The sequence below is a fragment of the Clostridium sp. AN503 genome (assembly GCF_040719375.1).
Classification (GTDB): Bacteria; Bacillota; Clostridia; order Lachnospirales; family Lachnospiraceae; genus Brotaphodocola.
This window is the reverse complement of the sequence record NZ_JBFDTP010000002.1, coordinates 3041474-3063591: the sequence shown is the minus strand read 5'-3', so window position 1 is coordinate 3063591 and position 22118 is coordinate 3041474. Positions and strand designations below refer to the sequence as shown.

At 52.8% G+C, this 22118-nt stretch carries 21 protein-coding genes and 8 tRNA genes; 21 read left to right on the top strand and 8 right to left on the bottom strand.

Annotated elements, in window-relative coordinates:
• The first annotated feature begins 54 nt into the window (after positions 1-54).
• The 13 genes from AB1I67_RS21585 to AB1I67_RS21525 all read left to right on the top strand — a co-directional run bounded on the left by AB1I67_RS21585 (position 55) and on the right by AB1I67_RS21525 (position 7183).
• Positions 55-297 carry a hypothetical protein gene (locus AB1I67_RS21585; RefSeq protein WP_367032361.1) on the top strand — a complete coding sequence of 81 codons (243 nt, stop codon included), beginning with the start codon at positions 55-57 and terminating at the stop codon, positions 295-297.
• Between the two features lie 77 nt (positions 298-374).
• Complete coding sequence (locus AB1I67_RS21580; RefSeq protein ID WP_367032359.1) at positions 375-686, top strand: rhodanese-like domain-containing protein; 312 nt, start codon at positions 375-377, stop codon at positions 684-686.
• A gap of 56 nt (positions 687-742) precedes the next feature.
• Entirely contained in the window at positions 743-1288 is a 546-nt protein-coding gene (yfcE, locus tag AB1I67_RS21575) for a phosphodiesterase (protein WP_367032358.1), read from the top strand.
• Between the two features lie 64 nt (positions 1289-1352).
• On the top strand, positions 1353-2525 hold the full coding sequence (locus AB1I67_RS21570; protein ID WP_367032356.1) for a class I SAM-dependent RNA methyltransferase: 1173 nt from the start codon (positions 1353-1355) through the stop codon (positions 2523-2525).
• Positions 2526-2656: 131 nt separating this feature from the next.
• Positions 2657-3955 carry a lectin like domain-containing protein gene (locus tag AB1I67_RS21565; RefSeq protein WP_367032354.1) on the top strand — a complete coding sequence of 433 codons (1299 nt, stop codon included), beginning with the start codon at positions 2657-2659 and terminating at the stop codon, positions 3953-3955.
• Between the two features lie 10 nt (positions 3956-3965).
• On the top strand, positions 3966-4574 hold the full coding sequence (rdgB, locus tag AB1I67_RS21560; RefSeq protein ID WP_367032353.1) for an RdgB/HAM1 family non-canonical purine NTP pyrophosphatase: 609 nt from the start codon (positions 3966-3968) through the stop codon (positions 4572-4574).
• The gene (locus tag AB1I67_RS21555; protein WP_367032352.1) at positions 4574-5068 is read left to right on the top strand and encodes a metallophosphoesterase; all 495 of its coding nucleotides are present in this window, start codon (positions 4574-4576) and stop codon (positions 5066-5068) included. Before rdgB ends, AB1I67_RS21555 begins: the two co-directional genes overlap by 1 nt.
• 127 nt (positions 5069-5195) lie before the next feature.
• Positions 5196-5270: transfer RNA gene (locus AB1I67_RS21550), tRNA-Pro, on the top strand.
• 72 nt (positions 5271-5342) lie between these two features.
• A tRNA-Gly gene (locus AB1I67_RS21545) sits at positions 5343-5413 on the top strand.
• 27 nt (positions 5414-5440) lie between these two features.
• Positions 5441-5514: transfer RNA gene (locus AB1I67_RS21540), tRNA-Arg, on the top strand.
• A gap of 43 nt (positions 5515-5557) precedes the next feature.
• Positions 5558-5631, top strand: a tRNA-His gene (locus AB1I67_RS21535).
• A 49-nt stretch (positions 5632-5680) separates the two neighbouring features.
• Positions 5681-5760 (top strand) — tRNA-Leu (locus AB1I67_RS21530).
• A gap of 163 nt (positions 5761-5923) precedes the next feature.
• Positions 5924-7183, top strand: coding sequence for a patatin-like phospholipase family protein (locus tag AB1I67_RS21525; RefSeq protein ID WP_367032350.1), 1260 nt, complete (start codon positions 5924-5926; stop codon positions 7181-7183).
• Positions 7184-7268: 85 nt separating this feature from the next.
• Here AB1I67_RS21525 and AB1I67_RS21520 read toward each other — a convergent pair whose 3' ends face one another.
• The 3 genes from AB1I67_RS21520 to AB1I67_RS21510 form a co-directional block, all read right to left on the bottom strand.
• Complete coding sequence (locus AB1I67_RS21520; RefSeq protein ID WP_367032348.1) at positions 7269-8708, bottom strand: carbon starvation CstA family protein; 1440 nt, start codon at positions 8706-8708, stop codon at positions 7269-7271.
• Between the two features lie 140 nt (positions 8709-8848).
• Positions 8849-9604, bottom strand: coding sequence for a LytTR family DNA-binding domain-containing protein (locus AB1I67_RS21515; protein WP_367032347.1), 756 nt, complete (start codon positions 9602-9604; stop codon positions 8849-8851).
• Entirely contained in the window at positions 9601-11322 is a 1722-nt protein-coding gene (locus AB1I67_RS21510) for a LytS/YhcK type 5TM receptor domain-containing protein (protein ID WP_367032346.1), read from the bottom strand. Before AB1I67_RS21510 ends, AB1I67_RS21515 begins: the two co-directional genes overlap by 4 nt.
• Positions 11323-11487: 165 nt before the next feature.
• On the opposite strand from AB1I67_RS21510, the gene AB1I67_RS21505 reads away from it, so the two are divergent.
• The 4 genes from AB1I67_RS21505 (at position 11488) to AB1I67_RS21490 (ending at position 14773) form a co-directional block, all read left to right on the top strand.
• Positions 11488-11560 (top strand) — tRNA-Gln (locus tag AB1I67_RS21505).
• Between the two features lie 327 nt (positions 11561-11887).
• The gene (locus AB1I67_RS21500) at positions 11888-13231 is read left to right on the top strand and encodes a radical SAM protein (protein ID WP_367032343.1); all 1344 of its coding nucleotides are present in this window, start codon (positions 11888-11890) and stop codon (positions 13229-13231) included.
• On the top strand, positions 13228-13938 hold the full coding sequence (locus AB1I67_RS21495) for a hypothetical protein (RefSeq protein ID WP_367032342.1): 711 nt from the start codon (positions 13228-13230) through the stop codon (positions 13936-13938). The genes AB1I67_RS21500 and AB1I67_RS21495 overlap by 4 nt, the downstream gene beginning before the upstream one ends.
• Positions 13904-14773: a DegV family protein gene (locus tag AB1I67_RS21490; protein ID WP_367032341.1), complete on the top strand. Its 870-nt coding sequence runs from the start codon at positions 13904-13906 to the stop codon at positions 14771-14773. Before AB1I67_RS21495 ends, AB1I67_RS21490 begins: the two co-directional genes overlap by 35 nt.
• 38 nt (positions 14774-14811) lie before the next feature.
• Here the strand turns inward: AB1I67_RS21490 and AB1I67_RS21485 are convergent.
• A tRNA-Glu gene (locus AB1I67_RS21485) sits at positions 14812-14883 on the bottom strand.
• Between the two features lie 4 nt (positions 14884-14887).
• A tRNA-Pro gene (locus AB1I67_RS21480) sits at positions 14888-14961 on the bottom strand.
• Positions 14962-15139: 178 nt separating this feature from the next.
• Here AB1I67_RS21480 and AB1I67_RS21475 point away from each other — a divergent pair.
• Positions 15140-15859: a DUF554 domain-containing protein gene (locus AB1I67_RS21475; RefSeq protein ID WP_367032340.1), complete on the top strand. Its 720-nt coding sequence runs from the start codon at positions 15140-15142 to the stop codon at positions 15857-15859.
• 44 nt (positions 15860-15903) lie between these two features.
• On the opposite strand, the gene AB1I67_RS21470 is transcribed toward AB1I67_RS21475, so the two are convergent.
• From AB1I67_RS21470 to AB1I67_RS21460, 3 genes are all read right to left on the bottom strand, one after another.
• Complete coding sequence (locus AB1I67_RS21470) at positions 15904-16548, bottom strand: ATP-binding cassette domain-containing protein (protein WP_367032339.1); 645 nt, start codon at positions 16546-16548, stop codon at positions 15904-15906.
• Between the two features lie 32 nt (positions 16549-16580).
• On the bottom strand, positions 16581-17345 hold the full coding sequence (locus AB1I67_RS21465; protein ID WP_367032338.1) for an ABC transporter permease subunit: 765 nt from the start codon (positions 17343-17345) through the stop codon (positions 16581-16583).
• A 93-nt stretch (positions 17346-17438) separates the two neighbouring features.
• Entirely contained in the window at positions 17439-18590 is a 1152-nt protein-coding gene (locus AB1I67_RS21460; RefSeq protein WP_367032337.1) for an ABC transporter substrate-binding protein, read from the bottom strand.
• 303 nt (positions 18591-18893) lie between these two features.
• Between AB1I67_RS21460 and AB1I67_RS21455 the strand changes: the two genes are divergently transcribed.
• From AB1I67_RS21455 to AB1I67_RS21445, 3 genes are read left to right on the top strand one after another with little or no spacing between them, the layout of a single operon-like run.
• Positions 18894-19133 carry a (2Fe-2S) ferredoxin domain-containing protein gene (locus tag AB1I67_RS21455; protein WP_367032335.1) on the top strand — a complete coding sequence of 80 codons (240 nt, stop codon included), beginning with the start codon at positions 18894-18896 and terminating at the stop codon, positions 19131-19133.
• Between the two features lies 1 nt (position 19134).
• The gene (locus AB1I67_RS21450; protein WP_367032334.1) at positions 19135-20865 is read left to right on the top strand and encodes a [Fe-Fe] hydrogenase large subunit C-terminal domain-containing protein; all 1731 of its coding nucleotides are present in this window, start codon (positions 19135-19137) and stop codon (positions 20863-20865) included.
• Positions 20866-22047 (top strand): SpoIIE family protein phosphatase, encoded by a 1182-nt coding sequence (locus AB1I67_RS21445; protein WP_367032332.1) that lies wholly within the window; start codon positions 20866-20868, stop codon positions 22045-22047.
• Positions 22048-22118: the final 71 nt, after the last annotated feature.

The following is a 22118-nucleotide window of genomic DNA, read 5'->3' as shown; positions in this document are numbered from 1 at the left end:
ACTGCCATACTAATCCTGTAACAAATCCAAGTGATTGACCAGGAGGTATGAATCATGAAAGACAATTACAACAATATGGACAACAGCAGAAACTGCCAGAACAACAGCCAGAATTCCAGCCAGAACAACAGCCAGAATTCCAGCCGTAACGACAGCCAGAATTCCAGCCGTAACAACAGCCAGAATTCCAGCCAGAACAACAGCCAGAATTCCAGCCGCAACAACAGCCAGAATTCCAGCCAGAACAACAGCCAGAACTCCAGCCGCAACAGCAGCCAGAACAACAACCAGCGCTAAACGGCAAAGCCGTCCCGGGACAAGGGACGGCTTTTTACATATAATGGTAATAAGACTAATAGACTGGCGGTAATACCATGTGGTATCTGATCAGTGCAGAAGATTTGGAACGGTATCTGGATGAAGGCAGGGAGATGTATCTGATCGATATGAGGAACCCTGAAGACTATGAAGAAGGACATATCTGTGGGGCGGTGAATATTCCCGGTGATGAACTGATGGAACGGCTCTGCTCACTGCCATCCGAAAAATTGATCGTACTTTACTGTTATCACGGACCGAACAGTATGCGGGCAGCCCGCCGGTTGTCACAGCTGGGATACCAGGCTGCAGATGTGTATGGAGGGATTTTGGCATATCGCGGAAAATATCTGGTGCAATCTCGTTGACAACAGCCCCTGTATAGCTATAAAATAGTACTATTAAACAGAGGAGAACCAAATATATGAAATATATGTTTGCATCAGATATACACGGGTCCGCATATTACTGCCGGAAGCTGACAGATGCGTACCGGGAGTCGGGGGCGGAGCGTCTGATCCTTCTGGGGGATCTGCTCTACCATGGACCGCGCAATGATCTTCCGAAGGACTATGCGCCCAAGGAAGTGATCGCCATGCTCAATGAGCTGAAGCAGGAGATCTTTACCGTGCGGGGCAACTGTGAAGCGGAGGTGGACCAGATGGTGCTGGAGTTCCCTGTGATGGCGGACTATGCGGTACTGGCGCTGAACGGGCTTACTTTTTTTGCGACCCATGGCCATGTGTTTAACCAGGAGAACATGCCGCCTCTCAAGGCGGGGGATATCCTGATCCATGGGCACAGCCATGTTTTGAAGGCAGAGAAGGCAGGAGCTAACTGGGTTTTGAATCCCGGCTCCACATCCATACCCAAAGGCGGCAATCCGCCGACCTATGCGGTTTTGGAGGACACTGCATTCCGGATCCTGGATTTTGAGGGAAATATCGTGAAAGAGGCTGAGCTGGGCTGAGAAGAGCGCCGGGAGATGAGAGGACGTGCCGCAGCCAGGAGCAGCGGACAGAGAAAGGATGATTATGGCGACAAAAGTATATGAACTGATCGCGCCCTGCCATTTTGGGCTGGAGGCAGTGCTCAAGAAAGAGATCCTGGATCTGGGATATGAGATATCCCAGGTGGAGGACGGAAAGGTGACGTTTTTGGGAGATGCGGAGGCTATATGCCGCGCCAATATCTTCCTGCGCACCACGGAGCGTATCCTTTTAAAGGTGGGAAGCTTCCGGGCAACCACGTTTGAGGAGCTGTTTCAGGGGACAAAGAACCTTCCATGGGAGGACTATATCCCCCAGGACGGCAAATTTTGGGTAAAAAAGGCGAACTCTCTAAAGAGCAAGCTGTTCAGCCCGTCGGATATCCAGTCCATCATGAAGAAAGCCATGGTGGAACGGATGAAGCAGGCCTACGGTATAGCTGTAGTGCCGGAGACGGGGACCAGTTATCCGCTGAGGGTTTCCCTGTTCAAGGATGTGGTGACGGTGGCGCTCGATACCACCGGAGAGTCTCTGCACAAGCGGGGATACCGCAAGCTGACCAGTAAGGCTCCGATCGAGGAGACTCTGGCAGCAGCCCTGATCATGCTGACTCCGTGGAACAAGGACAGGATCCTGGTGGACCCATTCTGCGGCAGCGGAACATTTCCCATTGAGGCGGCGATGATAGCGGCTAACATAGCACCGGGCATGAACCGTTCCTTCCTGTCTGAGGACTGGAAGAACCTGATACCGAGGAAATGCTGGTATGACGCTATGGATGAGGCTCATGAGCTGGTGGATGATACGGTGGAGGTGGATATCCAGGGTTATGATATCGATGGTGACATTGTAAAGTCTGCGCGTGCGAATGCGGAGTCTGCCGGCGTGGCGCATATGATCCATTTTCAGCAGAGGCCGGTTAGTGAGCTGAGCCATCCAAAGAAATACGGATTCTTGATCACTAACCCGCCTTACGGCGAGCGTATCGAAGACAAAGCGAACCTGCCGGCGCTGTATGGACAGATCGGTGAGCGGTTTAAAGCGCTGGATTCCTGGTCGGCATTTATCATCACATCCTGTGAGGATGTGGAAAAATATATGGGACGTAAGGCGGATAAGAACAGGAAGATCTATAATGGGATGATGAAGACCTATTATTATCAGTTCCTGGGGCCAAAACCGCCGAGACGGAAGCCGGGAGATGCAGTTGAGAAATAAAAAGCTTTTATGGATGCTGGCTCCAGACATGCGCCCTTTTTTTAGGCGGCTGTGCCGGGGAGCGTGCGCCGGAGGATACGCAGCCAGACGAGATATCACAGACAGAAGCTACAGTCCAGCCGGATGAGACAGTGTGGCAAGAAACCACAGTCCAGCCAGAAACCACAGTACCCCCAGAAACCACAATAGGGGCAGAAACTACAGCAGGAGCGGATATACGGCAGTCCTCGCTGCCGCGGCGTTATGACGCCAGGGAGCATGGCCGGACTTCTCCTGTGAAGGATCAGGGGGATTTGGGAACCTGCTGGGCATTTGCATCCCTGCTGGCGCTGGAAAGTTCTCTTCTACCGGAAGAGGTCCATGATTTTTCTGAGGATCATATGTCCCATAATCCTGACTTTGTTCTGGGGCAGGCTGACGGCGGGGAGTATACCATGTCCATGGCATATCTTTTATCCTGGAGAGGACCGGTACATGAGGTCTCAGATCCTTACGGAGACGGCATTTCCCCGGAAGGGCTTACGGCTGTCAAGCACGTGCAGGAGATCCAGATCCTGCCGCCTAAGGACCGGGAGCAGATAAAACGGGCAGTACTTGAGACGGGCGGGGTGCAGAGTTCCCTTTACACCACGCTCACTGACAGCTTGAGCCAGTCGGAGTATTACAACCGGGATACCAAAGCATATTGCTATCCGCTGGATGTGCCGCCCAATCATGACGTGGTGATCGTGGGATGGGATGATGACTTCCCCAGGGGGGATTTTTCGGGGCAGGTGCCTGGGGACGGTGCTTTCTTATGTGAGAACAGCTGGGGTACCCAGTTTGGAGAAGATGGGTTCTTCTATGTCTCTTATTATGATGGGAATCTGGGAAAGACCAATATCCTGTATTCCTCTGTGGAGGATGTGGATAATTACGATCATATTTACCAGAGTGATCTGTGCGGCTGGGTCGGGCAGATCGGTTATGGCAGCGATACTGCCTGGGCAGTGAATGTCTATACGGCGGGAGAGCCGGAACAGGACGTTATGGCAGCTGGATTCTATGCCACAGAACAGAATACGGACTATGAAGTGTATGTGGTGCCGGAAGTATCCCAAGATCCAGAAAAAGAGGGGTATCGCAGCTTTGAGATGCGCAGGAAGGTTGCTTCGGGCCATTTGGACCATGCCGGATACTATACGGTGTCCTTTGACCGGCCGCTGGTCCTGCAGCCGGGGAGACGGTTTGGGGTCATGATAAAGCTCACTACCCCGGGAGCGGTCCATCCGGTCGCCATAGAGTATGATGCAGGCGATGGGAAGTGCAGGATCGATCTAAGCGACGGCGAGGGGTATATCAGCCCGGATGGGATCCAGTGGGAGCCGGTGGAAACGGGCCAGAGCTGTAACCTGTGCCTGAAAGCGTACACAAAAAATGTTGAGAAATAAGGGAGAGATCATGAAACACAGAATTATTTTTGCGACCGGAAATGCAGGAAAGATGCGGGAGATCCGTCTGATCCTGGGAGATCTGGGCTGCGAGGTGGTCTCCATGAAGGAGGCCGGTGCAGATCCGGATATTGTGGAGGATGGAACGACCTTTGCGGAGAACGCGGAGATCAAGGCGCGGGCCGTATGGGACTGTACAGGAGATATTGTGCTGGCAGATGATTCAGGGCTTGTAGTGGATTATATCGGAGGAGAGCCGGGGATCTACTCTGCACGGTATATGGGTGAGGATACCTCCTATGAGATCAAGAACCGGAATATCATCGAGCGGGTGAAGGATGCTGTGGGAGAAGAACGGGCAGCCCGTTTTATCTGTAATATTGCGGCAGTATTGCCGGACGGCAGGATACTTCACACGGAAGCCGCCATGGAAGGAGTGATCGCAGAGGAGCCTGCGGGATGCGGTGGTTTCGGATATGACCCGATCCTCTATATACCGGAATTTGGCAAGACCTCTGCGGAGCTTGAGATTGATGAAAAAAACCGTGTCAGCCACCGCGGCAAAGCTTTGGAGGCCATGAAAGCGGAGCTGAGAGCGGTTCTTGAGGAGGAGTCCTGATGAAGATTTTGATTGTGAGCGATACCCACCGAAAGGATGACAACCTGGCCCGGGTGCTGAAGGAACAGGAGCCGATCGATATGCTGATCCATCTGGGAGATGCAGAAGGCAGCGAATATCAGATCGCAGACTGGGTGGGCGATGGCTGCCAGCTGGAGATGGTCATGGGCAACAATGATTTCTTTTCCATGCTGGAGCGGGAGATCGAACTGGAACTGGGGCCGCACAGGATCCTGCTGACGCATGGACATTATTACAATGTGTCACTGGGGGTTGAGGTGCTGCGCCAGGAAGCGATTGAGCGTAACTGTGATATCGCCATGTACGGTCATACCCACCGTCCGTTTCTGGAAGTGGGAAAGGATGTGACCATATTAAATCCGGGCAGCCTGTCCTATCCAAGGCAGGAGGGGAGAAAGCCGTCCTACATGGTCATGGAGATGGATGAAGACGGGACCGCACGGTACCAGACATACTATCTGGACAGGGAATGATATTTTTTAGAAAATTTCCGAGAAATGTAAAAAAACCGGTTGACAAATATAGGATGCTATTATATAATGATACTCGCGTTGTTCAACAGCTAAGAAATTAGTTGAAGAATGAGAGCATTTAAGGATCCGGGGTGTGGCTCAGCTTGGCTAGAGCGCCTGGTTTGGGACCAGGAGGTCGCAGGTTCGAATCCTGTCACCCCGAGTTTAGATTGACGGGTTGACGGGAGCTTACACAGCGGTTCAACAGTCTATCTGAAGCTCTCTTAGAAAATCTGCGGGTGTAGTTCAATGGTAGAACACCAGCCTTCCAAGCTGGATACGTGGGTTCGATTCCCATCACCCGCTTTTGGAAAGCCCAGCTTTCTAACGCATGAGTCTGTAGCTCAGTTGGATAGAGCAACGGCCTTCTAAGCCGTGGGTCGGGGGTTCGAATCCCTTCAGGCTCGTTACATATCATCCATCGGATGATATGATATTTTTTTATATATGGTGGGTATAGCGCAGTTGGTTAGCGCGCCAGATTGTGGCTCTGGAGGCCGAGGGTTCGAATCCCTCTATCCACCCTGTGAACATTCCTTCGGGAATGTTTTTTTACACTAAGATTGCCATCATGCGGGTATGGCGGAATTGGCAGACGCGCCAGATTTAGGTTCTGGTGGGAGACCGTGCAGGTTCAAGTCCTGTTACCCGCACTGTGAAAGTACCGTGGTTGCGGTACTTTTTTTATATCACAGGAAAGTTCTCTATGATATAAAAAACCGCTCCGCGGAGGATCGCACTGCGGCGGCAGGGAATTATGTCGCTGTTTGTTCCGAAAAGTTACCAATTATAGCTACATTTTGAAGGAGGAATTGCATGAGTAAAACGGCCCTGGTCCTGGGAGGCGGCGGTTCACGCGGAGCGTATGAGCTGGGAGTATGGAAGGCGCTGCGTGAGCTGGGGGTGAAGATCGATATTGTGACAGGGACTTCCATTGGCGCGGTCAACGGAGCTGTGATCGCACAGGGGGATTACGATATGGCAGCGGCTCTGTGGGAAAGTATTGAGACAAAGGACGTTATGGATGTGCCGGTGGATGATCACGATCCGTTTCCCAAAAAGGTGCTTCAGACCTATCAGACCTTTGTGGTCAACTTTATAAAGAACGGCGGAACGGATACGGCTCCGCTGAAGGAAACGCTTCAGGCCTTTCTGGATGAGAAGAAGGTTCGCGCTTCCTCCATCGGCTACGGACTTGTGACTCTTGAGAAGGACACCAGTGTTCCGAGGGAATTGATGATCCGAGACATACCGGAAGGGAAAATGATCGACTATATCATTGCCAGCGCATCCATTTACCCGGCATTTAAGCCTCACACCATAGATAACGTGCGGTATGTGGACGGGGCCTATCATGACAATCTGCCTGTAAAGCTGGCGCTTTTGCAGGGGGCGGAGGACATCATAGCGGTGGATTTAGAAGCGTTTGGCGTGGTCAGACGGGAGAATCTGGAGCTGGCGCGCCACGTGACCTATATCCGCAGTTACTGGACTCTTGGCCCTACTCTGGTATTTGACAGGGATAAGATCCGGCGTAATATCCGGTTGGGCTACCTGGACACGCTGAAAGCCCTTGGGACGTATGAGGGAAATGCATTTACGTTTCATGCTGGTTTTACCGCACAGGTCATGGCGCTGCTTTCCGACTGCCTGCCTTTGGGCGGATTGCTGCAAAAAGATGGCGGCGGAGGTCTGGACCAGCTGTTTCTGGCGGGAGTGGAGAAGCTTTTTGAGGAGAGGGGGATGTCCTCATCGGATGACCGGAGCACAGCGCTGGTGTGTGCTGAACTTGCCGGGGAGATCTTTGGACTGGATTGTGAACGGATCTACTCCTTTGAAGTATGGCAGGAACAGATCAGGGAAGGGGTTGAACGGCTGGAGCCCCGGCATGACGGGGCTAAAAGCGCCAAAAATGCTAAAAGCCTCATCAGCAGGCAGGCGCGTGCGAAACTGGCGGGAACCATGGTTGCGGAGCTTATGAATACCTGCGAATATAAGCGTCCGGCAGCCAGTCTGATCGTTCTGCCGGAGGCATTTTTGGCAGGGGTGTATCTTGCGGCTGCAGGTTTGGTATAACAGGATGATGAAAGCAAAGAAGCTGTGCGGTCAGGCACAGCTTCTTTTTAGAATACGCATTACGGCACAAGTTTTTGTTTGCTTTTTAAGCCTCGTATTTATCCTCAAACACCATGGGGACCGTATTCGCGGATTTTTTGCCGAAGCAGGAGTATAAAAAGATTCCCATACATGCGGCGGCGAACAGGAGTCCTACCGGGTAAGCGATGGAAGTGGAGAGCTGGAAGCCTTCCTTTGCCATCAGGATATAGGTGCAGGATACCGCGGACATAAAGGTTGCAGGAAGCGCGGTCATCCAGAAGAAGCGCTCTTTGCGGAACAGGTAAACGCTGGCGGCCCACAGAGAGATCATAGCCAGGGTCTGATTGCTCCAGGAGAAATATCTCCAGATGACCTGTACGTCGATCTGGGTCAGGATGGCCCCTACAAAAAGTAACGGTACGGTCAGGATCAGACGGTTTTTGATCGGTTTCTGGTCAAACTTAAACCAGTCTGCCAGGGTCAGCCGTGCACTCCGGTATGCGGTATCCGCGGAAGAGATCGGGCACGCGATAACGCCGATCATGGCGATCACTGCACCTACCGGTCCCAGCAGGGTGAAACAGATTTCATATACTACTGCGGACTGCCCGCCTCCCAGTGCATTCAGAAGGCCGCCGGTACCGTTGTAGAAGGCAACTCCGGCTGCGGCCCAGATCAGGGCGATAACGCCTTCTGCCACCATGGCTCCATAGAATACCTGTCTGCCCTTGCGCTCATCGGTCAGGCAGCGGGCCATTAACGGCGACTGGGTTGCGTGGAAACCAGAGATCGCGCCGCAGGCTACCGAGATAAACATGGTCGGCCAGATCGGGGTGTTGGACGGATGCAGGTTGGAAAGTGTGATCTCCGGGATGTGGTAACCGCCCAGAATGATCGCGCCGCCTACTCCAAGTGCCATTACGATCAGGCAGATGCCGAAAAACGGATAAACTTTACCGATCACTTTATCAATCGGCACAAACGTGGCTATAAAGTAATAGATCAGTACTACGGCCAGCCAGAATTTGGCGTCCAGTACCTGCGGAGTCAGCATTGCCAGCAGATTAGCCGGTCCGGTGGAGAAGGATACGCCAACCAGGACTAACAGTACAACGGAAAATACGCGCATAACCTGTTTCATGCCGTTGCCCAAATACATGCCGGTCAGCTCGGATACGCTGGCGCCCTTGTGGCGCATGGACATCATACCGACCATATAGTCGTGTACGCCGCCGCCAAGCAGGGTACCGAAGGTGATCCACAAAAATACGCTGGGGCCCCAGCAGGCGCCTGCCAGTGCGCCGAAGATCGGCCCAAGTCCTGCGATGTTCAGCAGCTGGATCAGGAAGATCCGCGGTGTGGACATGGGGACGTAATCGCTCCCGTCCGTCATAGTCAATGCCGGCGGTTTCCGGTCGTCAGGACCAAATACTTTTTCTGTAAACTTGCTGTAAACCATGAACCCAATGATCAGAATTGCCAGACACACGAAGAAACTTACCATAAACCCTACCTCCTATGCATTATGTATAAAAACTGTTTCCTTTTGCCCTTATTATACTGAAAAACAGACAAAAGAAAACAGTTTTTGCATGAACTGCAGGTTCTGGCGCATGAACCGCAGGAGAGAAGGGGTGAAATGGCCTAGAGGCCCAAAAGCTGCCTTAAGCTCTTTACCTTCTCCCTGCTGACCGGCAGGATATCCCGCTCAAAGCCCTGCATTTTTATTGCCAGGCTGTTGTTGGCCCAGGGGAACAGTTCGGATATGTAGTTTAAGTTCACCAGATAGCTCTTGTGGATCCGGTAAAAACCGTGGGGGATCAGCTTTTTTTCAAATTCCCCCAGGAGCTGGTTGTCATTGAAATCGCCGGAGGTGGTGTGAAGGATACAGCCCCTTCCCTCTGTTTCCAGATAAACGATCTGGCGGATGTCCACCAGCAGGATCTTGCGGTTGGTGTTGATGGCAAGCCGGTCGGAAGACAGTGATGCGGAGACGGGGGCGGCAGATCCGGTTCCCCCGTGGAGGTCACGGGCGGCAGATCCGGCGGCCTTTTGGCATTTTTCCAACACACGCTTTACCCGGTCCGGGTCGAACGGCTTCAGGATATAATTGTCCACACCAAGCTCAAATGCTTTTACTGCATATTGGGAATATGCGGTGGCAAATACGATCTGCGCCCCGGGCAGGATCTTCTGGGCGGCAGCGGCCAGGGTGGTTCCCTCCATGTCATTTAAGTTGATGTCTATGAACAGAAGGTCGAAGGTCTGGCTGCTTAACAGCTCCAGGGCGGAAGCGCCGCTGTCAGCCTCTTCGATGGTACTGTCGGGGAGGACCTCACGGATCTGGTGGATCAGTTCTCCGCGTGCGGGGCGTTCGTCATCGATGACTGCTATCTTCATAAGGTAACCTCCTTTGTATCGCTGCTGTCAGACAGATCCTGGGCTGCGCCGGGGATCAGGAAAGAAACCCGGGAGCCGTCTGGCGAACTGTCTATCATGAGCCCGTTGGATTCGCCATAGATGCTCTTCAAGCGCTTGTGTACATTTTCCAGGCCGATGCCTTTCATGGGCTGGCCGGAGTAAAGCTGGTCGATAATGTCCTGTGGGAAGCCGGAGCCGTGATCGGAGACGGAGATCATGATCCCGTCGGGAAGCTCGGCGGCGCAGATGCCCACATAACGGCTCCCGCTCCTGTCTGCGCCGTACCGGACGGCGTTTTCAACAAGTGGCTGCAGGATGAAGGAGGGGACCATGCAGTCTATGTCATCATTTACCTGGATATCCACCTGCAGTTTTTCTTCAAATCTGGCTTTTTCCAGTTCAAGGTAGCTGGTGACGTGGTACAGTTCCGCGTGGAGATTCAGCATGTAGCGGTCGTTCTCCAGTGTCTGGCGATAATAGGCGGAGAGGGTGATGATCAGCTCCCGTGCCCGGCCCGGATTCTCACGGCAGACAAATGCGATGGTATTCAGTGCATTGTAGAGAAAATGCGGGTTCACCTGGGACTGGAGGGCTTTCAGCTCTGCCTTGCGCCGGAGCCGTTTCTGGTAATCTAAGTCGGAAAGCTCCAACTGGGTGGAGAACAGCTTGGCAAGCTCGTCCACGAAGCTTAAGGTGGCCTGAGAAGAAGCATGCCACTGCTTTTTCATCACCATGGTCAGGCTGCCCACCGGTTTCTCCATTTCAATCAGCGGCGCGACAATGACCGTGTGGTTCTTTAAATATGGAATCAGCGGAGGTTCATCAATCCCGGAGGGGAATACGCTCACCTGGCGGTCATGGATCGACTGGCAGACTGGCCCTAAGACCGCTTCAGTGTCCAGAATGCTGCGGTGGTCCTCCGGGCAGACCGCGATGATCTTCTGTCCGTCTGTGATCATGACGGCGGAGCAGGTGAAGGACTCGTAAATGATGCGGACAGTTTCCTGCATGTCCGTTAAGCTGTACAGTCCCTGACGCAGATGGGGCAGGCTCCGGTCCGCGATATTCAGTGCAAGCCGCATCTTTCCTGCGAACTCACTGTCCTCCTCCACGAACACCATATTGAATGTGGTGATGAAGATGACCATGCCAAGAGCGTTCATGGTGATCATGGGAAATGCAATGATCTTTACCAGTTCCAGAGCGGCGGCAAATGGCTTTGATATCAGCAGGATGATCACCATCTGTCCGACCTCCGCTAGCACCGTGATCAGGAATACTCCGGTATTGTCCAGCTTGCCCTGGCGGAACCGCCTGGAAAAGGCAGCGCCGATCAACCCCTCCACAAAGGTGGAGATGGCGCAGGAGACAGCTGTAAAGCCTCCGATATCGAACAGGTAACGATGAAGTCCGCCGATCATGGCGGCGCCGATCCCGACCTGGGGACCGCCTAAGAGTCCTGCCGCCAAAACACCGATGACACGGGTGTTGACGATAGCTCCTTCAGCCCTCATCCCGGTATAGGTTGAGATAATACTGACCGTGCCGAAGATCAGGGCCAATGAGATCCGGCTGCCGACAGAGTGTTTTCCGTCCAGAAACATCCTGCGCACCACCGGAAGCTTGGTCAGGAGTGTGGCGATAAGCACCAGCAGCCCGATGTTGAGCAGCAGGCTGAAAAACATGGTATTGGGCATAGGGGTGTCCTCCCATTTGGTATGTAATGTATGATCCTAGAGGTATTATACCAAATTCACCATGAAAAGGGAAATGTAAGATATCGAAGATTAAACAGAGATTGTAAATGCAATCACTTGAAAAATTTTGCGACCTATGGTAAGATGTTTTAGTGTTTAAAATATTGGGCTATCGCCAAGCGGTAAGGCACAGGACTTTGACTCCTGCATCTCGTTGGTTCGAATCCAACTAGCCCAGCTGTAAAACAGTATGTAAATCCCTGTTTAAAGAGTCCCCCTCAGTGAAAGACCTTTGCTATGGCCTGTACTGAGGGGATTTTCTTATTACAGATGCAGGAGGATTGTTTCATCATTCATACCGGTATTTCCACCGGTTCAAACATATCGCTCAAAGTTTCCAGAGAGGGGATAAAACGGTCTTTCTTCGCAGCCAGTGACAAACGTCACCGTGATCCATGACGCATGACATCTGTTTTCCACCTCTGATTCCTGATATAATGTGGATAACAAAGAAGCCGACATTTAAGCTGGTTGATAAGATGACCGGAATTCAGGGGGAAGAAACATGGATAAAAAAATATTGCTGGTCCATCCGGAAGTATCCCGGAACAAATATAATTTTAACGGGATTTTGGAAAATGAGCCGTTGGAGCTGGAGTATATCAGCGCGGTCTTAAAGCAGGCGGGCTATTTTCCGGAGATATTCGACGTGCCCAGGGAGGAGATAACCCTGGAGGAAAAACTGCGGCAGTACCGGCCGGATGTGTTCTACATCTGCGGCAGGATCAAGCAGGAAGCGTTTATGAAAGAGTATATCCGTCTGGCAAAAAGACTGAACCCGCAGGTTGTCACGATCGTGGGCGGGCTTCATGTGCAGAAGAACCAGGAGCGGTTTTATATGCCTGAGACGGATTTCATCCTGACCACCTTTGATGTTCTCCAGATCCCAGGGATCATAGAGGGGAAGGATCTGGGCGAGATTCCAGGCCTTTGTCACAGGGAAAACGGACAGTGGCAATGCAGCCCGGCACAGCCCTTTGATATCCGCCGTCTGCCCTGGCCGGACCGCAGCTATTATTACGCGCATCCGGATCACTACAATTATTTTGAGCTCCCTCACTGCGCCCAGGTGAGGACCGCTTACTCCTGTGCCTTTCGCTGCAAGTTCTGCTACCGGAACGTGCTCAACTGCGGCACGTATACGGCGCGGGATATTGAAGATGTGGTGGAGGAGATCGCCTCCATAGACAGTGAAGGGATCTATATCATTGATGATGATTTTCTGCTGGATGCGAGGCGGATCCGCCGTTTTATCGACCTGGTCAGAGAAAGGGGCATCCATAAAAAGTACGTCTGTATGGGGCGGGTGGACTTTATCTTGAAGAACCGTGACCTGATCCGCGACTTTGCCGCGATCGGCCTGGTGTACCTGGTCGTGGGCCTGGAGGCCGTGGAGGATACCTACTTAAAGCAGTACAACAAGCGGACAAAGATTTCCTGGAATGCGGAGTGCGTGCGATTTACCAATGAGCTGGGGATCAAGATATTCGGCATGTTCATCGTGGACCTGGATTTCGAAAAGAGGGATTTTGACCGGCTGTATACCTGGATCGCCGCGCAGGGCGTGAAAAATGTGGCTATCTCCATCTTCACGCCGGTGCCGGGAACGGAGATCTACAGCGACTATGCGGATAAGCTGATCACGGAGGACCCGGGACACTGGGACTATATGCATCTGGTGTGCAGGCCGGAGAAATTGTCCGTGAGGAAATATTATTTTTATTACTATGTGCTGCTGATCCGATTGTTTTTGCTGGCCAGGAGACAAGGCGTGTATGATATGGTAGACTATAAGTCATACATCCTGTCCTTTCTTAAAAATATGGTCAGGGGAAAGGGGAGCCGATGACAGAGCAAAAAATAGCGGACAGACGGCAGGAAACCAGTATCTATATCTGTTTTATGGCTACTATGACCACGATCGCCAAGATCAGCCGCCGTATTTCCGGCTGCGACTATACTCACATTTCCATTTCATTGGACGAGAAGCTGGAGGACTTTGTGAGCTTTTCCAGGAGAAGCACCAATACGCCCTTAGATGCGGGGATCGTATGGGAGCGGCGGGGGGATTATGTGCAGCCGGGGCAGAACTTTTACCGGACAAGGATCTACCGGATACCGGTCAGCCAGGGCGCTCTGGATCGGATCAAAGAGCTGATCCAGGACTATGAACACGACCCGGAATATATGTTTAATATCTTCAGTATGGTGACCATGACGGTATTTCACGGGTTTTCTATCTATAAAACGGAAAATTGTATGTCTTTTGTGGGAAGGATAATAGAGATGACCGGCGCTGTGCAGCTTACCAGGCCCAGTTATAAATATCTGCCGGAGGAGCTTATGAGGCTTCTTGCCGGATATGAGTATTTTGACGGGATGATGCCGGCTGACAGCGCGGATAAAAACCACAGGGAACGTGAGATCGGTTTCTGGCAGAAATCCATATTAAATGCCAGAATCCTTCTGACACTTTTATATCGTATGGTCTTTAAGGCCGGGAAAGGCAGCGGGAAAAACGATGGAAAAGAAGATCACAATCGCAGCGGATATTAATGGGGATATTCCGGGATGTCTGGCGGATGAATACGGGATCGTCATCCTGCCCCAGTATTACAGATTTGATATGGATGAAATGGTGTACGGTGATGAACGGAGATTAAGCGCCTCCGAGTTTTTTGCACGGATGTCAGGAGGGGAGCGCGCCTTTTCCATGGGCTGCAACCCGCAGCGGGTCAGAGAACTCTTAGAACCGCGGCTGGCAGCCGGGGAAGAGCTTATCTGTATCATGTTTTCTTCTGCGCTCAGCGGCAGCTATAACACGGTCTCCATGGTGGCGGACCAGCTCCGGGAGGAATACCCGGAGAGCCGGATCCAGGTGATCGACACCCGAAACGCCTCCTTTGGACAGGGGATCCTGGCCTGCCGTGCAGCAAAGCGGTGTCTGGAGGGAGGTTCTTTTGAGGAGATCGTCCAGGCGGTGGAGCAGGAGATCCCCCTTGTGAATCTCTGGTTTGCGGTCAATGACCTAAAATACTTGGTCTGGGGCGGCAGGCTTGGAGGTGTGAGCGCCTGCCTCGGGACGGTCCTTGATATCAAGCCGGTCCTGACAGTCAATGAGGCCGGGCAGATCGTGGCAAGGAATAAGGTGCGCACTTTGAAGCGGGCGGTCACTTTTATGATGGAGCTTTTAAAGGAAAAGCAGGGCGGGTACCCGGAAGTGGGAATCGTCCATTCAGGGTGTGAGGCGCTGGCGGGCGAGCTGCGGGAGCGGCTCCTGCGGGAAAAACTGAAAGGTGTGGAGGAGATCATCGTTTCAGAGATCAACCCAACGATCGGCGCTCACATTGGGCCGGATGCGGTGGGAGTGGTATTTTTGAAAAAACAGTAAAATAAAAGCTGTGCAGATGTCTGCAACAGCTTTTATTATGACCTCACCGGGAATCGAACCCGGGTTTACGCCGTGAGAGGGCGTCGTCTTGACCGCTTGACCATGAGGCCGAAATCGAGGCGACAAGATTCGAACTTGCGACCTCTGCGTCCCGAACGCAGCGCTCTACCAAACTGAGCCACGCCTCGAAAGCGAACTACTGTATATTAGCATTCTTTTTGAAAAAAAGCAAGAGAAATTTGAAAAAAAATGTAAAAAAATTTTAAAAGGGAGGATTGACAATCCTCCCGGGCATCATTAGAATGGTTGGAATAAGGACTGGAAAGTACAGCTGCGGTTCTCCGCAGTCTGTCAGGGGAGAGAGAAATGGCGGGAATGGGAACGTTGATCAATGTGGGCGGTATTCTGGCAGGAGGGCTGGGAGGCCTTTTGTTTGGCAAGGCTCTGAAAAAACGGTATCAGGATACGTTAATGATGGCTTGTGGGGTCTGTGTCATGTTTCTTGGCATCGGCGGTACTATGCAGGAGATGCTGAAGATCAGCCAGGGGAAACTGACCACGGAAGGGACCATGATGCTGATCGGGAGTTATGCGGTGGGAGCGCTGATCGGCGAGTGGATGAACATAGAACTGAAGATGGAACAGTTCGGAGAATGGCTGAAGATCAAGACAAGCAACAGTGGGGACGGGGCTTTTGTGGATGCCTTTGTCACGGCATCCCTGACCGTGTGTATCGGAGCCATGGCGGTGGTGGGCGCAATCCAGGACGGTATCTATGGCGACAGTTCCATTCTGGCTGCAAAGACGGTGCTGGATCTGCTGATCATCATGGTGATGACAGCTTCTTTAGGGAAGGGCTGTATGTTTTCAGCCATTCCGGTCGCTCTTTTTCAGGGTGGGATCACGGCGCTCTCTACAGTCATTGAGCCGTTTATGACAGAGCAGGCTTTGTCCAATCTGTCTTTAACCGGTTCTATTCTGATATTCTGTGTGGGGCTTAATCTGATCTGGGGAAAGAAAGTGAAGGTTGCCAATATGCTCCCCTGCATTGTGGTGGCGGTTTTGTGGGCGCTGCTGCCGGTCTGACCTGCCGCAGCAGCGCTTCCTTTATCGCACATACAGACAGCATGCTAGAACAGGCGCAGCAGTTTTCCGTTTAATGCCGGTATATCTTCTTCCTGATGGGTAGACACCATCAGGAGTTTGCCGGCGGTTTTTTCTTTTATATAAGCGATCACCGTGCTCTTGGTATCCTCGTCAAGCCCGGTGAACGGCTCATCCATGAGGATTCCACAGGATGGGGCGAGGAGTGCCCGCAGAATCGCTACGCGGCGTTTCATGCCGCCGCTCAAGGTGGCAGCAGGGCGGAGTATGGCTTCTTCCGGCAGAAGAAGGCACAGTTCCCGGTAGACAGCTTCCCGGTCCATGGTATTTCTGACGCCCAGCAGTACATTGTCCAAAGGCGAGAAGCTGTCACAGAGACGGTTTTCCTGAAATACCGCCACTAGAGGCAGACCGGTGCGGTGCTGTCTGATTCCTTTGATATTTAACTTCGGATAAAAGCTGTCTCCATCGTGGGATACAAGCCGGAAACTTCCCCCGCTTGCAGGCTCCAGTCCCAACAGGACCCGGAACAGGGTTGTCTTGCCGCAGCCGGAAGGACCCATCAGGCAGTAGGTCTGCCCGGATTCCAGGGTAAAGTTCAAATCTTTGAAAATGTCCAGATCCCCGTAGGTTTTGGACAGATGGTCTGTGACCAGTCGGAAAGGTTCCATACAGTTCTCCTAAAATACTCCGTTTACAGTTCTCAAAAATACTTCCCCATGCTTCTGTTGAGCTTTTCAATCTGTCCCAGTCCCAGAAGAAGCAGCTTCTCAAACAGCGAGCTGACCAGGATGATAACGATCGTCCAGGCGAACAGGTCAGCGGTAGCCAGATAGATCTTCGCCATGTAAAGATTTTCACCGATCGTATGGGCGGGGACGCCGATGACTTCGGCGGCGATGCCGGATTTCCAGCTCATGCCCAGGGCGACCCGGCAGCTGCTGGTCAGATAAGGCATCAGAGCAGGCAGATAGATAAACCGGATGCGCTGCAGCAGTCCGACAGAAAATATATCTGCCATCTCCAGGAGCAACGGGTCCGTGCTCTGCAGCCCGGAGACTGTGCTCACATAGATCATCGGAAAAACAACCAGGAAAGAGATAAATACGGAAAGGTTCCTGGAACCGATCCAGATAAGGGCCAGGATGACAAATGAGGCCACGGGGATGGATTTGACCAGGGAAATGACCGGAGCCAGCAGTTCATCCAGGAACCGGAACCGGAATGCCAGGCTCCCGGCCAGCAGCCCCGATAAAAATGCGGTGATGAAGCCAAACATGATCTTTCCGAAAGACCATCCGACCGCCTTCCAGAAATCCCCGGTGGGCAGCAGTACAAGAAAGGAGCGGACCACGTCTGCCGGACCCGCAAGAAGGATGTCGTTTCTGACTGTAAGGCTGGCACTCTGCCAGACTCCAATCCAGAAGAGGACGATTAAAAATCTGCGTACGGGTATCCGGTGTTTCATGGCTGCTCCTTATTCTTTCAGTAGTTTGCCTGTTTGTATACATGTTTCTATAGAGCTGGCTGCTGTGTCCGGCAGCGGCAGTTTTTGTGGTACTTATGGGATAAAGTAGAATCCGTCCTCAGGCAGCTTGCCGCCTACAGACTTGGGGTCCTGGTCGGACAGTACCTTGAGATAGCCGCTCAGCGCCGTCTTCATCTCTTCTCCGGTTATACAGGTGATATTGCAGTAGGGAAGCGCTTTTTTTGCGATCGGGGCTTTTTCAATGATGCCGGCGGCAGCGATCAGCTCAGAGGCCTCGTCCGGGTTTTCGTTGGCAAATGCGGCGGATTCCTTGTGCTCTGCAAGGAACAGAGTGACTGCATCCGGGTATTCTTCAAGAAATGCGTTGCGCACGATTGTCACGCCGGTGACTAACTGGCTGCCGCCATTGCCCTGCACAGCCTGCCATTCTTTTGTTAAATCCAGCACGATCTTTAAGTTCTCGTTCTGCGCGCAGGCGGCAGTGACAAACGGCTGCGGGAGCAGGCCGATCGCGTCCGCCTGGTCCTTTAAGACAGCGGCGACCTCTGCGGCTTCGGACTTATACTCCAGGGTCACATCGGAATCGCTGAGTCCGTTCTCGGTGAGCAGGTAGCGGATCACATAGTCGGGCGTAGTACCTTTCCCAGTCAGATAGAGGGTCTTGCCTTTTAAATCGGCAATGGACTTGATAGAATCGTCAGATGCTACGATATCCAGCACGCCCAGGGTATTGATATCGATGACGGAGATCCCGCCCTCGGTCTTGTTATAGAGTACGCTGGCAACATTGGCAGGCACCAGAGCGATATCCAGATCACCGTTTACCACCTTGCCCAGCAGCTCGTCCGCCGCAGTTACCATGGTGAATTCATAATCGCAGAGGGCTTCTCCCTTTTCCTGCTTGTCCATCAGCTGTACCAGTCCCATGGAGGTCGGTCCCTTCAGGGAGCCTGTGCGGACGGTAACATCCGGCGCTTTTGGAAGTTCGGCCTGTGCGGAAGCTGCCTTGCTTTCGGACTCCGCGCCTGCGGGCTTGCTGGAATCGGCGCTCTCATTTGCCGTTGTGGCCTCAGCTGTGTTAGCAGCCGTAGTTTCAGCTGTCTTTGCAGCTGTGTCAGCAGTAGTCCCTGCCGCCGTTGTGGCCTCAGCCGGTTTGTTGCCGGAACAGCCGCCAAGGGCTGCAGCCATGGATAATGCCATCAAGATCGGTAATGCTTTTTTCATAATCTTATCCTCTCTTTCTGTCCGTGTACAATCTTCATCCAGATGAGAATCAGGAGTTACTTTCTTCAGGACAGCCTTGCCCTGAATCGTTATCGTATTCATTCTGTCTTCTCCATCAGGACCCACCGGAGTGCGGCGGGGCTTTTGGGTAAGCACGAACAAGAACATTATAACATCGGAAAAGAATGATGTACACCATAAAAAACACGCTTTTTGACAAAAAACTAATTGATAATAATATGTCAATATGAGATAATAAATCTAACTATGGCGAGAATAACGTATTTATTGGAGGGATAAGTCATGAGAGTAACTATCTGTATCGGAAGCGCATGTCATTTAAAGGGTTCAAGAGAGATCATCCAGCAGATGCAGGAGCTGGTAAAAGCGAACGGCGTATCAGACAAGGTTGACTTAAACGGCGCATTCTGCACCGGCAACTGTGTCAACGGGGTCTGCGTGACCGTAGACGGGACCCTGCATTCCCTGAAACCGGAAGACACCAAAGAATTCTTTGAGAAGGAAATCCTCGGGAGGCTGTAATATGGCGATAATTGACTTTAAGGCAACCAAGTGCCGGCACTGCTACAAATGCGTGCGCAACTGTGAAGTCAAGGCCATCATGGTAAAGGACGGACGGGCGGAGATCATGCCGGACAACTGTATCCTGTGCGGCCGCTGCCTGCAGATCTGTCCCCAGTCAGCCAAGACTCTCATCAGCGATCTGGGCCTGGTAAAAGGGATGCTGGCCCGCGGCGAAAAGGTGGTGGTATCCATAGCCCCGTCCTACATGGGCTTGTTAAAATACCATACCATCGGCCAGGTGCGCGCGGCCCTTATGCGTCTTGGCTTCGCCGATGTGCGTGAGACCTCAGAAGGCGCGGCCCTGGTGACGGAAGAGTATGCGCAGTTATTGGAGGCAGGCCAGATGGAGAATATCATCACCACCTGCTGTCCCAGCGTCAACGACCTGATCGAAAAATACTATCCCCAGCTGATCCCGTGGCTGGCCCCGGTGGTGTCGCCGATGGTAGCCCACGGGATGATGATCAAAAAGCAGATGGGCGATGTGAAGGTAGTATTCCTTGGCCCCTGCATTGCCAAGAAAAGGGAGGCGCAGGATGTGCGCCACGAAGGCTACATAGACGCAGTCCTTAACTTCAACGACATCAACCTCTGGCTTCAGGAGGAGGACATCGTCATAGAGGACTGCGAGGATATGCCGTTTGTCCACATGGACCCGCGGGTGAACCGCCTCTACCCTGTGACCAACGGCGTGGTGAATTCCGTCCTTGCCACGGAGAAACAGGTGGATCATTACCGCAAGTTCTACGTGCACGGAGAGAAGAACTGTATGGATCTGTGCCGCAGCATGATACGGGGTGAGATCACCGGCTGCTTTATTGAGATGAATATGTGCTCCGGCGGCTGCATCAAGGGGCCGACCGTCAACGACGAGACCATATCCCGGTTCAAGGTGAAGCTGGATATGGAAGAGACGATCCAGAGGGACCCGGTCCCGAAGACCGAGACTGGCCCGGTTTTAGAGGCCATATCCTTAAAAAAGATATTCCTGGACCGTTCCCCGAAGGACCCTGTCCCCACAGAGAGCCAGGTCCAGCAGATCCTGGCCATGACAGGCAAGCTGCGTCCGGACGACGAGCTAAACTGCGGCGCCTGCGGCTATCCGACCTGCCGGGAGAAGGCGATCGCCGTTTTCCAGAAGAAGGCGGAGCTCAACATGTGTATCCCGTTCATGTACGAGAAGTCCGAGTCCTTCGCCAATCTGGTGATGGAGACCTCGCCCAACGTGGTGCTGATCGTGGATGAGAACATGAAGATCATGGAGTACTCGGCCGTGGGCGAGAAGTATTTTGGCAAGACCCGGGCGGAGGCACTTCAGATGTACTTATATGAGTTCATCGATCCGGTGGATTTCCAGTGGGTATTCGACACTCATCAGAACATTCACGGTAAGAAGGTGAGCTATCCGGATCTAAACCTGGACACCCTTCAGAACATTGTATACATAGAGAAAGAAAATGTAGTGCTCGCCACCTTCATCGATATTACGAAGGAAGAAGAACAGGCGCGGGTGGACTATGAGAAGAAGCTGGATACCATCGACCTGGCGCAGAAGGTCATCCACAAGCAGATGATGGTTGCTCAGGAGATCGCGGGCCTTTTGGGAGAGACGACGGCGGAGACCAAGACTACCCTGACCACCTTATGCCGGACACTGCTTGAGGACGGCAGCGATAACGGAGGTAGATAGATGGGAGTTACCGTAGACGTTGCTTACAAGAGCCTGAATAAATTTTCGGAGGTCCTCTGCGGCGACAAGGTAGAGATCCTGCAGACCAGGGACTCCAACATCATGATCCTTGCGGACGGCATGGGAAGCGGTGTAAAGGCCAATATCCTGGCAACCCTGACTTCCAAGATCCTGGGGACCATGTTCTTAAACGGCGCCACTCTGGAGGAGTGCGTGGAGACGATCGTGCAGACCCTGCCGATCTGCCAGGTGCGGCAGGTGGCCTATGCGACCTTCAGCATCCTTCAGGTCTTTCACAATGGGGAAGCCTATCTGGTGGAGTTCGACAATCCGAGCTGCATTTTTATCCGCGGCGGGAAGCTGATGCCCATCCCCCAGAACATCCGGGAGGTGGAAGGCAAGAAGATCAATGAATACCGTTTCAAGGTACAAAAAGGGGACGCCCTGATCCTGATGAGCGACGGCACGATCCATGCCGGCGTGGGGCAGCTCTTAAACTTTGGCTGGCTGTGGGAGGACATAGCACAGTATGCGGTGAAGCAGTATGCCCTGACCATCTCAGCCATGCGTCTGGCGACGGCGATCTGCCACGCCTGCGACGAACTGTACCAGTACCGTCCGGGAGATGACACCACGGTGGCCTGTATGCGCATTATCAACGCCAAGCCGGTGCACCTGATGACGGGCCCGGCCCGGGATCAGGCAGATGATGAGAAGATGGTGCGGGATTTCATGGGCGGGGATGAGACCACCAAGCGCATCGTGTGCGGCGGTACCAGCGCCACCATCGTATCCCGGGTGCTGAAACGGCCTTTGGACGTATCCATGGATTATGTGGATCCGGATATCCCGCCGATCGCCTATATGAAGGGGATCGAGCTGGTGACAGAAGGCGTGCTCACCCTAAACCGGGTGATCCAGCTATTGAAACGCTACGTGAAGAATGAGACCGTTTCGGAGGAGTTCTTCCTGGAGCTTGACAAGCCCAACGGCGCGTCCATGGTGGCAAAGATGCTGATCGAGGACTGCACCGAGCTGCATCTGTATGTGGGAAAAGCGATCAACAGCGCCTACCAGAATCCGGGGCTGCCCTTTGACCTGGGTATCCGTCAGAATCTGGTAGAGCAGTTAAAGCATGTGGTAGAAGAGATGGGGAAACCGGTGACGGTCACCTATTATTGATCTGTAACAGTTCAGGACGGATTTTTTGGTCAAGAAGATGGCGTCCTGAACAGTTACATTAATACACGGGA